We start from the raw sequence: 13,273 nt of genomic DNA on the forward strand, positions 1-13,273 counted from the left end.
CACCGGATGGAACGTGCCGCCGAATACGCGCCCAAGTCCGGTTCATTAGGTTAAACTGGAACCCCGCCCTTTTTGTCCGGAGGTACCCGTGAACATATTGATAACGTTACTTGCCCTCGCAACCCTGCTGATTGTTATCTACAGTGCTGTAGTCATCAGCAGCGACCGTGCGTTCCCCGGGCGAGCCTTCTTCGAACATATTGCGGGGGACGGGCTGAACGTTTTCGGTGCCCGCACGCAGCCCGCCCCAGAGCTGGCGGGGCAACAGGTTGTGGTTCTTGAACCCTTGCCAGACACCCCCGCAGCGGCAGATAACGCAGCAGCCGAGGCCGTCCCGCAGGAGTCTGAAACAGGCGAAGCGGATGCGGCGCATGAGGCCCCCGCAGCGGCAGCAGCTGGCACCTCCGCCGCCGAAGAAGAAACCCCCGAAAAAGCTGCGGCAGCTCATACGGATACCGGCCGCACGGCGCAGGTGCCGGATAACGATGTGCGGGACCACAAAGAGACTGAGGCTCCCCAGGGGCACCCAGCGGATGAGCCCCTCACCTCCGAAGAATCCGCCAAAGCCGCCACAGACACCGGCACGGCACCTGATGGGGCGCACCCCGCCACCTCCCAGCAGGTACTTCCCTGGTCCGAAGCGGGACGCGCCGCCCACGCCGCCAACACTGCGGCCAACGCCGTGGTAGCGTCCTCCGCGAAAACCACCGTTGAAACCCCCGCAGCGGCTAAGCCGCATGAGGATGACTCCGCGCAGCACAAGAACAGCACCAGCGGGGCTATTGTCGCCATTAATAAGGAAATCGCGGATAAAGAATCGGCGCACACCACCGATAAGGCGGACTCCTGACCGAATGAGTACCGACAGCACCATTCTCGACAGACTCTACACGCGCCTTCACGGCTGGGGCCACTACCTGTGCACCCTATTCGTTGAACTGCCGGTCATCCTGCGGGTGCTGCTCATCTACGGGCTCAGCAGACTGTGGGGTGTGGCCGTCTTCAGCATGGTCGGCAGGCAGCAGCTGTGGGGGCCGTGGGGGGAACGCCTAGGGTACCTCGAATTTATTAGCACCTGGGACTCCGGGTGGTACTGGCAGATCGCCGACAGAGGCTACCCCGTTGAACTACCTCAGGATATGAGCGGGACGGTCATGCAGAATCAGTGGGCGTTCTACCCGCTTTTCCCGCTCACAAGCGGCTACATTTCCCGCACAACGGGCCTGGAATATTATGCGGTCGCCTCGACTGTGGCACTGCTGGCCGGGTTCATCGCGGCCTGGATTGTTTACAGATTATGCATCGCCAGCCTGCAGGCTTTAGGCCGCACCGACGCAGCAGAGAACACCTCCCTGGGGTGCTGGGCCGTGGCGGTCTTCGCGTTCCTGCCCGTAGCCCCCGTACTGCAGGCACCCTACGCCGAATCCGTAAACCTGATCTTCCTCGCCTGGACACTGTACCTGATGGTGCGCGCACGATACCTGCTGCTGCTGCCCGTGGCCGCCCTCGCCTGCCTGTCCCGGCCTGTGGGTGTGCCCCTGGGTGCTGCCGCCGGGCTGTGGTGGTTTATCTGCCTCATCACCGATATGCGCGCCGATGCGCGCCGCCGTGCCGACGGGGAAACCCCACGCGGTTTCTGGCGTATTTTCGCCTCCCGCGCGGTGCAGCTGTGCAGCGCCCTTATGGTGTGCGCGTGCGCTCTTATTTGGCCTGCCATCGCATGGGCTGTGACCGGGCGCGTCGATGCCTACACGGCTACCGAAACCGCTTGGCGCAGCTCCCACCTGGCCCCGTTTGAGCCGTGGCTGAAGCAGGGTTCCATTTACTTCGGGGTGTTTTCCATCCCCCTGCTGGTGCTTCTGGTAGTGGTTTTCGCCCTCGTCTTGCTTTCCCCCGCGGTGCGAGGGGTACTGTCAGGGCCGCTGATTCTCTGGTGCGCGTGCTACGCGGCGTACCTGCTGATCTTCTTGAACCCGCAGTCTTCCACGTTCCGGCTGCTGCTGCCGCTCTTCCCCCTGGTTCTGCCAATGGTGGCGGTCTCTGCCTCCCGCGCGTACCGGTGGCTGCTGGTGCTCTCAGGCGCCACCCTGCAGCTGGTGTGGGTGGGGTGGCTGTGGCATTGGAAGCAGAACCCCGGTGGCGGCGACTACCCGCCCTAAACCGGTGAGGGCCGCAGGTGCGGGGGCTGACGGTGCGGCACCTGCCTGCGCTATCACCCCGCCCGGCAGGTAAATATTTGCAGTGAATAAGTAACCTGTGGGCGTAGGATGTTACGCCCCACCGTAAATCCTGATAGTCTAACTGTTGTGTTTGGTATTAGTGGTCTCGAATTTATCGTTCTGGTCGTTCTCACGTTCTTCGTGATCGGCCCCGAACGTATGCCCGAGTACGCCCGCCAAGCCAAAGAATTCATTAAAACCGTACGGCGTATGGCCTTTGACGCTAAAGACGACTTCAAAGATGCGCTGGGCGACACCGGTCTTGACGACATTAACTGGCGTCAGTACGACCCACGCCAGTACGACCCGCGTGTTATTGTGCGTGAAGCATTCGCTGAGGACGACGCCGAACGTGCCCGTGAAGCGAAGGAACGGGAAGAGAAGAACAAGCCCGTCGCATCAAATATTACCCGGCTGCCGCGCGGAGCCTACGCACCGTTCGACACTGAAGCAACCTAGCCGCAGATGCAGGCAGCTGCTGGAATCCCCCGCCCCACAGGCCGGGGGATTTATTGTGTGCGGCCCCGGTGCGCCCGCCTAGACATTCAGCCGCAGCGGCTTGCCCGCCAGCGACTCGTCGCGGTGCAGCAGCTTACCAGCAATGGCCTGAATCTCGGCGGATGTGGGGGAGCTGGGGTCGCCCCACACAATGGGGTTGCCCTCATCCCCGCCGGTGCGCAGAGACACATCCAGCGGCACCGACCCCAGCAGCGGCACCGGGTAGTTGAGCACACTGCTTAGACGCTGGGCCAGCTGGGCGCCCCCGCCGGAGCCGAACATTTCAAGCACCGTGCCATCCGGTAAGGTCATCGCCGCCATATTCTCAATGACGCCGCTGACTTTCTGGTGGGTTTGCAGGCTTAGGGTGCCGGCGCGCTCGGCAACATCAACCGCCGCGTGCTGCGGGGTGGAAACCAGCACCAGCTCGGCATTGGGCAGCAGCTGCGACATTGAGATCGCAATATCTCCTGTACCCGGAGGCAAATCAAGCAGCAGAATATCGAGCGCCCCAAAATGCACGTCAAGGATGAACTGTTCCAACGCCCGGTGCAGCATTGGCCCGCGCCACGCCACCGGCTGGTTACCTTTGAGGAACATGCCGATGGAAATCACCTTGACGAACCCGCCCGGCGAGCCGCCGCGCACCTGCCCGTGCTCCCGGGGCGCATCCACTGCGGGCGGGATAATCAGGTCATCCAGGCGGGTGGGTGCCTCGTGAACGCCCAGTAGCCCGGGGATGGAAAAACCGTGCACATCCGCGTCAATAATGCCCACGGCCAGCCCACGGGAGGCGAACGCCGCCGCCAGGTTAGCGGTCATTGACGACTTACCCACCCCGCCCTTGCCGGAGACCACGGCAAACACGCGGGTGAGCGACCCGGGGGCAGTGAACGGGTTGGTGCGCTCAGGTTTGAGCTGCGATTTGAGCGCGCTGCGCTGATCGGCGTTCATGGCACCCACCTCAACCTGAACCCGGGTGATGCCCTCAACGGTGCTGGCGGCCTTGCGCACATCCTGCTCGATCGTGGTTTTCAGGGGGCACCCCTCAATGGTGAGCAGAATTTTCACATCCGCCACATACCCGCCGTCGTCCTCGCTAACGGCCTGGGCGCGTTCAACCATCCCCAGCTCCGTGATGGGGCGGCGCAGCTCGGGGTCTTCAACGGTGCCCAGGGCCGCCCAGAGCGCATCCGCCAGCGGACTATTGGAGGCTGGAGTGTTCGAGTTGGTCCCCTTGGGGTTGTGCTCGCTCATTCGTTCATCCTTTCCGCGACAAAGCATACGGTGCGATATACGCGTTCATAGAGTCATGGGTTTACGGGGGCGGGTCTTGGGGTTATGCGGGATTGCAGGATACGGGGATAGTTTGCTCGGGGCATGGGGCTGCGGCGGTAACGCGGGCGCTGACCAGCACTCACAGCCATACGCACCCTAGAAGAAACACAGCCCCGCCGGAACGACCCCTGCCTTTCTCATCATGCGCCCGGCAGCAGGCACCGGGCTAGGAGCTAGCTAACGTCCTTGCGTTCTTTCTTATCCGCCGCGCTGGCTGCCGCATCGCCCGCCGCGGCGCTATCGCTGCTCTCGGAGCCCTGCTGCGCGCCGTCCTCGTGGGTGTCTTCGTCCTCGTATTCCTCGCCAATATCGTGCAGCTGCTCAGCCTGGCGTTCCTGCTCTTCCTGAATAGATTTCAGCTCTTCCAAAATATCCCGCAGCTCACTGCGCACAAAGTCACGGGTGGCAACCTCACGCAGGGCAATACGCAGCGAGGCGATCTCACGCGTCAGATACTGTGTCTCCTCAAGGTTCTGCTGGTCACGTTTACGGTCCTCGGAGGCGACCACGCGGTCACGGTCATCCTGCCGGTTCTGCGCCAACAGCAGCAGGGGAGCGGCGTACGATGCCTGCAGGGAGAGCATTAGGGTCAGCAGGGTAAAGTTGAGGCTTCGCGGGTCAAACTGCAGCTCTTCAGGGGCGAGCGTGTTCCACCCCAGCCACACGCCACAGAAAACAGTCATCCACAGCAGAAACTGGGGTGTGCCCATGTACCGAGCAAACCCCTCGGTCATACGCCCAAACGCATCCGGGTTCGGGCTGTAGGTGAACCGCCGCACCTTACGCTCAGCAGGTGTGCTCAGCTGCGACTCGGCACGCGAACGGGTCTTCTCCCGCCCGCTTTGGCCGCTCTCGGCATACCTTTCGGAGTATTTTTTCTCCAGCCGATCCTTCAGGATGCGCGCCTTATCAATGCGCGGGTTTTCTTCGGTACGCAGGTGGTTCTGCTCAGACAAATCGGCGTCCTACCTTTCGTACAGGAGTCCCATCGTCGAAGGTTCGCCAGTCCTCAGGCAGCAGCGCATCGAGTACGTCGTCGATCGTCACCGCCCCCACCAGCCGGTGTGATTCGTTCACAATGGGGATAATGGTCAAATCGTAGGTTGCCAGCACGCGCGCCAATTCCTCAAGGCTGGCCTGGTCAGAGACCGGCTCAGTGTCCGTGTCTAGGATGCGCCCAATCGACTCGCTCGGCGGCACCCGCAGCAGCTGCTGCATGTGCACCATCCCCAGGTACCTGCCCGTGGGGGTTTCCAGCGGGGGACGCGCCACCAGCACCGCCGCGGCCATTGCCGGGGGGATCTCCTCAGCCCGAATATGCGCCAGCGCCTCCGCCACCGTCGACTCGGGGGAGAGAATAATCGGCACCGGGTTCATGAGCGAACCGGCGGTACCCTCATCGTACTCAAGTAGTCGGCGCACATCTTCCGCTTCGTCGGGCTCCATGAGCTCCAGCAGCTTCTCACGCTGGGCATCCGGCAGCTCAATCAGCAGGTCGGCGGCGTCATCCGGTTCCATCTCTTCAAGCACCTGCGCGGCACGCTCGTCGTCAAGATGCGAGAGGATCTGCACCTGGTCCTCTTCCGGCAGCTCCTGCAGCACATCCGCCAGCCGCTCATCCTGCAGCTCGTGCGCAATCTCAAGCATACGCTTATCGCTCATCTCGTGGATGGCATCCGCAAGGTCGGCGGCGCGGGCATTCTCGTGGTTGGCGACGAACGTGGTCGCCTCCTGCGGCTCAAGGTCGGTGGACAGGATCGTCTCGTCCCAGTCCACCACCAGCGTCTCTTTAGACCGGCGCCGCCAGCCGCTGCTGGATTTTACGGTGCGCGAGACAAACAGCTCCGTAATGCCCCAGTCGCCGTTACGGCGCTGCTCAATGGCCACATCCTCAATCACGGCGTCCCCGCTGCCGTCAAGCAGCCGCACCCGGCGGTCAAAGAGCTCCCCAACCACCAGCACCTCAGAATTACGCTGCTCAAAACGGCGCAGGTTCACCAGACCCGTCGAAATAATCTGAGACGCCTCAATACTGCGCACCCGGGTCATCGGCATGAACACACGTTTTTTGCCCAGCACCTCAATGATGATGCCCACCACCACCGGCTCGTTGCCTTTCGTGGGGCGTGAGCCTGCCGCCATGGCGGCACCAAAACCGCGTTTGAGCACCACAACATCACGCAACCTGCCCAGGCGGTCACCGAACGGGTCGAACACGTCAAGGCCGAGCAGGCGCGCAATATAGATTTTGCTGGGGGCGCTGGACTTAGTATTGCTCACCTCTCTAGGGTACGCCCGAAAAAGAGAATGCGCACTTTATATAAGGGTCCGCTGGCTGTGGGCGTAACCCGGTGCGTGAGCACACCGGTCCGCCCGTGCGACCTCAAAACCGGTTCAGCCGATGGCGCACCCACCCTGCGGCGGGCCCACCCGCCCCGGTAAGATAGGGTTATGACTCAGACCCCGCCCTCCTCGTACCTTGCCTCCCGTCTCGCACAAGCCAGCGGCCAGCCGCTTCCCAACGGCGAGGCGCTCGCAGCGTTCACCCGACGTGACGACGCGCTCGCCGCTTTTGACGTGCTCAGCGCCGCCGGGTTCCCGGTGACCGCCCTGTACCTGGTGAATGAGGGCGTGAAACAGGTGGAGTACCCGCTGCAGCGCAGCTACGGGCGGATGCTGCTCTCCTCCCTCATGTGGGGGATTATCGCCGGGCTGGGGTGTGCGGCTTTGACCATTGGTGACGGGTCTGATTTTTTGGGGCGCGCCGCCTCAACGGTGCCGCTGAGCGTCGCCATTTTTATGGTGTGGACCCTGGTGAGTATCCGCCGCGGCGGCAATAGCCGCTACCCAATGCGCGGGGAAGCAATCCCCGAACGCACCACCATGTATGCGCTGAGCGAGTACGCCGGGCAGGCACGCATGATCCTGCGCGACACCCCCGGTTTTGCCCAAGCGATGCGCTCAGTACACGGGGCGGCATACGGCGGCGGGAACGCAACGCAGCAGCCGGGCACAACAGGCACAGCCGCACCGCGTACCGGCAGTACCCCCTCCGCCCCGGCCGGTACGGCAGGCACCGCAGCGGGCACCGAGTCTGAGCATGCTAAAAACACCACCGGCGCCCTCAGCGGCTACGGGCGGGGCGCCTCACCGGATGCGGGGCGGGTAGCCGCAACGGACGCCACCGACAGCACCGCCCCTGCGGCAGAGAGCGGTACCGAACCCCAAGGCGGTGAACGGGCCCCCGCCCAGCCGGCGGCACAGCGGTTCGGTCTGCGCATTGACGACCCGGAGGAATACGCCAAAACTATTCGGCAGGCCCCAGCCCGCGAGACACCTAAGCCTAAGGGAGTTAAAGAAGACTAATAACTTTCTAACGCCAAAGAGGTATCTGACACAACGAAAAAGTCCCCGCAACCAGGACAGTACTGGCTGCGGGGACTTTCGTCTGCGAAACTAAGAGACTACCGGGCGAGCTTCGCCATCCACGCCTCAATCTCTTCAACCGTGCGGGGCAGTGCCGCCGAGAGGTTTACATTGCCGTCCTCGGTGCACAGCACGTCATCTTCCAAACGAATACCGATACCGCGGTACTCCTTGGGAACAGACAAATCCTCATCCTTGAAATACAGCGCGGGCTCAATCGTGAAGACCATACCCGGCTCCAGGGTTGCGCCGGTGTACAGCTCCGCCTTCGCCTGCGCACAGTCGTGCACATCCAAACCCAAATGGTGGCTGGTGCCGTGCGGCATCCACCGGCGATGCTGACCACCCTCAACCGTCAAAGAAACCTCAGCCGAAACGGGCAGCAGCCCCCACTCCTCCAGACGGTGAGCCAGCACCTCCATCGCGGCATCGTGAATCTCATGGAACTTACGACCCGGCACAGCGACCTTAAACGCCGCATCCGCAGCATCCAGCACCGCGTTATAGACCTTCGCCTGAATCTCGGTAAACTTGCCGTTCACCGGGAATGTGCGGGTTACATCGGCGGTGTACAGGGTATCGTCCTCAACACCGGCATCCAGCAGCAGCAGCTTGCCCTCATCCACGGTGCCGTTATTGCGAATCCAGTGCAGAATCGTCGCATTATTCCCGCAGGCTGCAATCGTGTCATAGCCTAGGTCGTTGCCGTCGGTACGTGCCACCGAGAAAAACGCGGTCTCCACCACGCGCTCACCACGATGATGCGCCACCGCCTTCGGAAGCTCACGCACAACCTCCTCGAAGCCCTTCACCGTCATATCAACCGAACGCTGCAGGTTCTCAACCTCAATCTCGTCCTTAATCAGGCGGGCCTCAGAAAGCGCCACCGTCAGCTCGGAATCGAGCTTATCGGATTCCTCCAACGCAACGCCCGTGTTGTACCGGGAAGTATCAACCAGCGCATCAATGGAAGGATCAACCTCACGCACCAGTCGAATACGCACCCCACCCAAATCCTGGGCCCCGGCGTTCTTCGTAATTGCAACCTCAAGCTCCGAAAGGTCCTTCGTCCGCACACCGTAACGCTCCGAAAACTCCTTGAGCGTGGGGCGCGGGCCAACCCAGAACTCGCCGTAGCGCGCATCCGCATAAAACTGCGTGGTGTCACGGCCAGCCAGCGGGCGGAAATACAGGGTCACCTCATGGTTCGAGCCGTTATCGCCGGTGCCCTCCTCCACAGGCTCAAAAACCAGCACGGCGTCAGCCTCATGATCAACACCCAACCCGGTCTGGTGCGCAAACGCCGAATGCGGGCGGAAACGGTAATCGCAATCGTTCGAGCGAACCTTCAGCGGCCCCGCGGGCAGAACCAGACGCTCACCCGGGAATTTCTGGGAAATCTTTTTACGGCGCTGCGCCGCAAAATCGGCAACGCGCTCGCGGGTATAACCGTCATCGGCTGCTGGCTCCCAGTTTGATGCGATGAACTCCTGAAAAGCTGATGCTTTGGGGGTATCGCGGTGATCTGTTTCTGGAGCTTCTGTGCTCTTCTTCGTATTTTCACTCATAGTTGTATTCTATCCCACGCGTGGGGCGTATTTTAGGGTGGGGCGAAACCCGAAAAGGCCGTGTGCCACTGATACTGGTGGGGCGCTGTGGTGCGGTACAGTTAGGGTATGACTGAACGTTACGACTTGCATATTCACTCCAATATTTCTGATGGTACCCAGCCGCTGACCGAACTGGTTCCTCTGATTAGAGATGCTGGGCTTGCCGGATTCGCCTTGACCGACCATGACACTGCACGCGGGTGGCCGCAGGCCGCCGAGCTGGCGGTGGAGTACGGGCTGGATTTTCTGCCCGGCGGTGAGTTCTCGTGCCGCTACAGCTACCGGGATGAGCAGGGGCATGAGCGCACTAAGAGCGTGCACCTGCTGGGGTACGGGTACGACCCCGACTACCCGCAGCTGCGGGATGAGATGAAACGCCTGCTGGATGATAGGCTCAGCCGCGCCCGCCGGATGGCGGACCGGCTCGCCGCTGACTACCCGCTGACCTGGGACGATGTGCTCGCCCAGTCGAGTGACGGTGAGAACACCGTGTTTGGGCGCCCGCATCTTGCCGATGCGCTGGTTGCCGTGGGTGCCGCCGAGAACCGCGCCGATGCGTTCGACAATATCCTGCATGTGAACGGCCCGTACCATGTGCACCAGCAGTCAATGGACCCGCTGGAGGCTATCCGGCTGGTGCGCGCCGCCGGTGGTGTGCCGGTGGTGGCCCACCCCATGAGTGAGGAACGCGGGCCAGCGCTGCCGCTGGAATACCTGGGGAAGATGGTCGAGGCGGGCCTGGCCGGGGTGGAGGTGTACCACCGCGAAAACTCCGAGCCGAACCGTGCGCGTCTGCTGGAATTTGCGCGTGAGCGTGAGCTGCTGGTGACCGGCTCCAGCGACTACCACGGTGCGGGCAAACCAAACCAGCTGGGGGAGTACACCACCTCCCGCGAAACCGTGGAGGCGATCCGCGCCCAGATTAGCCGCTAGTGTCCCCGGCTCCTGCGGATGGGGCTAATAATGCGGTCTGTGTAGAAGGGTTTTGTGCCTTCAGAAGACTTTCTAACTTCTGAAGGCACAAAACCCTTCTGAATAGGCCAACTATGCTGTTTTCTGTGCGTTACGGAACTGCGGGAGGCTACTTTTTCGCCGTCTGCGCCCGTTCTTTAGCGAGCTGCTGGCGGCGTCTTTCACGGCGTAGCACGTCCCGGCCGCGAATCCGCAAGTCTTTATCCACCGCGTCCGTGGAATGATGCCGCACAAACACGCTTGATGCGCCCGGCACAGGCTCAACACTTTCCTGCACTTTACGGCTCTGCGCCGCCAGTGCGCGCCGTGAGGCCGCCGTGAGCGCGTCCCGCGAGGTTCCCCCGCGCACGCCCACACTGCGCTGCGGCGTGAACAGCACCGCCGCCCCGCGCGGCACACCCCGGTACGCGGCAAATGAGTGCTCCTCCACGTTCAGGCGTTTCGCCATGACCTCAATCGCGGGCGGGTTCTGATCCACGCACACGAACTTACGTTCCAGCTCAACGGCTGCGGCCCCGGTTGTGCCGGAGCCGGCAAAGAAATCCAGCACCCAGTCGCCCGGGCGTGAGGAGGCGGCGATCATCCGCTTCAGCAGCCCCACCGGTTTCTGCGTGGGGTAGCCGGTTTTTTCCTTGCCGGTGGGGGAGACGATCGTATGCCACCACACGTCGGTGGGGAGTTTACCGCGCGCCGCTTTCTCCTCGGTCACTAGTCCCGGCGCCATATAGGGTTCACGGTCCACCGTGTCCGCGTTGAAATAGTACTTTTGTGGATCTTTGACGTACATCAGAATATTGTCGTGCTTCGTGGGCCAGCGTTTGGTGGATTTTGCGCCGTAATCGTAGGCCCAGATCAGCTCGTTCATAAAACAGTCGCGCCCAAAAATCATGTCGCACATGACCTTGGCGTAGTGAACCTCACGCCAGTCCAGGTGCAGGTAGAGGGTGCCGTCCTGGGTGAGCAGACGGTGGGCCTGCCTAATGCGCGGCTCCAAAAACGCCCAGTAGTCCTCGAACGCATCATGGTAGCTTGCGAGGGTTTGCAGGGCGCTTGTGTAGCTTTTGCCTTGGAACCCGGTGCGGTCACCCCGGGCACCGCCCTCCTGCGCGGGGGCGGTTTTGAGGGTGCGCCGTGTCTGCGTTTTGCCGGTGTTAAACGGCGGGTCAATGTAGATGACGGTGAATGAGGCATCCGGCAGCTCGCTCAGATACGCCAGATTATCGGCCTGAACCACCAGCGACGAACCGTTCGGGTCGAAAGCAGGTGCAGCAGCGCCCGCAGATTGAGCCGTGGCTGCGGTGGGTACTGTTTCGCTCACTCGCTGCTTACTCCCCACCTGCGGCAGGGGCACCGGAGCCCGCCCCGTTAGAGCCTTGGCGGCGCCTGCGGCGGCGGCGTTTACCGCTGCCGGTAGACTCCACTGACTTTTCCCGTTCGGCGCGTTTACCCTCACGGTCCTGTGCGCTTTCACCCTCAATACGGCGGGTGCGGCGGCGCTGACGTTTCTTACCGGAATCCTGCCCGGGCTTCTCATCCCGTGCAGCACGTGAATGTGACCCGGCCCCGCGTGAGCCGGAACCGCCCCGGCCCCGGGAACCCCGGCCCGAGCCGCGCGATGATGAGCGGGCCCCGCGCGGGGAGTCCCCGTAGTCTTCCAGACGCTCGGCGTCCAGACCCTCCAGCGTCTGCTCGGACCGCGGCAGACGGCCCTTAGTCCCGGCCGGGATGTTCAAATCATAGAACAGGTGCTCCGAGGACGAGTAGGTTTCTACGGGGTCAGGAACCCCCAGCTCCAGGGCGTCATTAATAAGCTTCCACCGGGAAACATCCTCCCAGTCCACGAAGGTTACGGCGGTGCCCTCATTGCCGGCGCGCCCGGTGCGTCCGGTGCGGTGCAGGTAGGTTTTCTCGTCCTCGGGCACACGGTGGTTAATCACGTGGGTCACGTCTTCCACGTCAATACCGCGGGCGGCAACATCGGTCGCCACCAGAATATCGACCTTGCCGTTGCGGAAGGCACGCAGCGCCTGCTCACGCGCACCCTGGTTGAGATCGCCGTGCAGGGGAGCGGCGGCGAACCCGCGCGCAATCAGCTCGTCGGCAACACGCGCCGCATCCCGCTTGGTCTTAGTGAAAATGACGGTGCGCCCACGCCCCTGCGCACGCAGGATACGGCCCAGCATCTCGTCTTTATCCATATGGTGCACCCGGTACACCACCTGCCGGATTGATGCCTTCGTTTTGGCTTGGTCTTCCGGGTCGGCGGCGCTCATGCGCATTGGCTTATTCATGTAGCGCCGTGCCATTGAGATGACCGGGCCGGGCATGGTCGCCGAGAACAGCATACTCTGCCGTTGAGCGGGCAGGTAGCTGAGGATTTTCTCGACCGAGGGCAGGAACCCCAAATCCAGCATCTCGTCGGCCTCATCCAGTACCACAATCTTCACCTGTTTCAGGTTCAGCGCACCCTGGTTGTACAGGTCAATGAGGCGCCCCGGGGTGCCGACCACAACCTCCAGCCCTTTCTTGAGCAGCTTCACCTGCGGCTCGTACGGTACACCGCCGTACAGGGTTGCCACGCGGGCGTTACGCAGCTTTGAGGCGATGGCAAGGTCCTCACCCACCTGGATGGCCAGTTCGCGGGTGGGTACCAGAATGAGTGCCTGTGGGGCACCGGGGAACTCCAAATCATCCCAGCCTTCGTCGTCGCGCCCGGTGACGCTCTGAATCGTGGGCAGGCCAAAGCCCAGGGTTTTGCCAGTGCCGGTTTTTGCCTGGGCGATAATATCGTGCCCGGCCAGCGCCACCGGCAGCGCCATTGTCTGAATGGGGAAGGGGGTGGTGATGCCCACCGCCGCCAGTGCGTCGCTAATGTCCTGGCGTACGCCGTAGTCGGCGAATGTCTCGGTTTTCTGTTGTGCTGCGTTATCAGCCATTGAGTGATTCTTCCTACCCGTGGGGGTGTTCGGCGGCGCCAGGCCCTTGCGTTTTTTGGTGCGCGGTTGGGGCGTATGCGGCTCACACGCTCGCGTGTGCCGGTGCGTGGCGCTCATGATGTAGAAGCCGATCGCGGGAAATTCGTAACCCCATCCTGGGGAGGAACAAGAAATTGTGTAGTCTAACGACCGGGCATTCACTTAACCCTTAAATGTTAACCCGTCTGAGGACGAATCGCATCTTTATTCGCCGTGATGGCGCGGAAAAATATTC

The 13,273-nt window shown here is 62.2% G+C and carries 11 protein-coding genes; 5 read left to right on the top strand and 6 right to left on the bottom strand.

Features of this window, described 5'->3' with window-relative positions; genetic code table 11:
* Positions 1 to 88 precede the first annotated feature (88 nt).
* From I6I94_RS09925 to I6I94_RS09935, 3 genes are all read left to right on the top strand, one after another.
* Positions 89 to 850 (top strand): hypothetical protein, encoded by a 762-nt coding sequence (locus I6I94_RS09925; protein WP_128087984.1) that lies wholly within the window; start codon positions 89 to 91, stop codon positions 848 to 850.
* Between the two features lie 4 nt (positions 851 to 854).
* Positions 855 to 2,159 carry a hypothetical protein gene (locus I6I94_RS09930; protein WP_172425692.1) on the top strand — a complete coding sequence of 435 codons (1,305 nt, stop codon included), beginning with the start codon at positions 855 to 857 and terminating at the stop codon, positions 2,157 to 2,159.
* Positions 2,160 to 2,306: 147 nt separating this feature from the next.
* Complete coding sequence (locus tag I6I94_RS09935; RefSeq protein ID WP_037234899.1) at positions 2,307 to 2,678, top strand: Sec-independent protein translocase family protein; 372 nt, start codon at positions 2,307 to 2,309, stop codon at positions 2,676 to 2,678.
* Positions 2,679 to 2,756: 78 nt separating this feature from the next.
* Here I6I94_RS09935 and I6I94_RS09940 read toward each other — a convergent pair whose 3' ends face one another.
* The 3 genes from I6I94_RS09940 to I6I94_RS09950 all read right to left on the bottom strand — a co-directional run bounded on the left by I6I94_RS09940 (position 2,757) and on the right by I6I94_RS09950 (position 6,335).
* Positions 2,757 to 3,974 (bottom strand): P-loop NTPase, encoded by a 1,218-nt coding sequence (locus I6I94_RS09940; protein ID WP_201620658.1) that lies wholly within the window; start codon positions 3,972 to 3,974, stop codon positions 2,757 to 2,759.
* A 254-nt stretch (positions 3,975 to 4,228) separates the two neighbouring features.
* Positions 4,229 to 5,011 (bottom strand): DUF1003 domain-containing protein, encoded by a 783-nt coding sequence (locus tag I6I94_RS09945; protein ID WP_201620659.1) that lies wholly within the window; start codon positions 5,009 to 5,011, stop codon positions 4,229 to 4,231.
* Entirely contained in the window at positions 5,004 to 6,335 is a 1,332-nt protein-coding gene (locus I6I94_RS09950; protein ID WP_006889208.1) for a magnesium transporter MgtE N-terminal domain-containing protein, read from the bottom strand. Before I6I94_RS09950 ends, I6I94_RS09945 begins: the two co-directional genes overlap by 8 nt.
* 171 nt (positions 6,336 to 6,506) lie before the next feature.
* Here I6I94_RS09950 and I6I94_RS09955 point away from each other — a divergent pair, with 171 nt between their 5' ends.
* Positions 6,507 to 7,421, top strand: coding sequence for a hypothetical protein (locus I6I94_RS09955; protein ID WP_201620660.1), 915 nt, complete (start codon positions 6,507 to 6,509; stop codon positions 7,419 to 7,421).
* 98 nt (positions 7,422 to 7,519) lie between these two features.
* On the opposite strand, the gene I6I94_RS09960 is transcribed toward I6I94_RS09955, so the two are convergent.
* On the bottom strand, positions 7,520 to 9,049 hold the full coding sequence (locus I6I94_RS09960; protein WP_128087982.1) for an aminopeptidase P family protein: 1,530 nt from the start codon (positions 9,047 to 9,049) through the stop codon (positions 7,520 to 7,522).
* A gap of 108 nt (positions 9,050 to 9,157) precedes the next feature.
* Here I6I94_RS09960 and I6I94_RS09965 point away from each other — a divergent pair, with 108 nt between their 5' ends.
* Positions 9,158 to 10,024: a PHP domain-containing protein gene (locus tag I6I94_RS09965; RefSeq protein ID WP_128087981.1), complete on the top strand. Its 867-nt coding sequence runs from the start codon at positions 9,158 to 9,160 to the stop codon at positions 10,022 to 10,024.
* 148 nt (positions 10,025 to 10,172) lie between these two features.
* Here I6I94_RS09965 and I6I94_RS09970 read toward each other — a convergent pair whose 3' ends face one another.
* Both I6I94_RS09970 and I6I94_RS09975 read right to left on the bottom strand, forming a co-directional pair.
* On the bottom strand, positions 10,173 to 11,381 hold the full coding sequence (locus tag I6I94_RS09970; protein WP_037232318.1) for a DNA-methyltransferase: 1,209 nt from the start codon (positions 11,379 to 11,381) through the stop codon (positions 10,173 to 10,175).
* A gap of 7 nt (positions 11,382 to 11,388) precedes the next feature.
* On the bottom strand, positions 11,389 to 12,999 hold the full coding sequence (locus tag I6I94_RS09975) for a DEAD/DEAH box helicase (protein WP_128087980.1): 1,611 nt from the start codon (positions 12,997 to 12,999) through the stop codon (positions 11,389 to 11,391).
* Positions 13,000 to 13,273 lie beyond the last annotated feature (274 nt).

Source organism: Rothia aeria (assembly GCF_016726365.1).
Lineage (GTDB): Bacteria > Actinomycetota > Actinomycetes > Actinomycetales > Micrococcaceae > Rothia > Rothia aeria.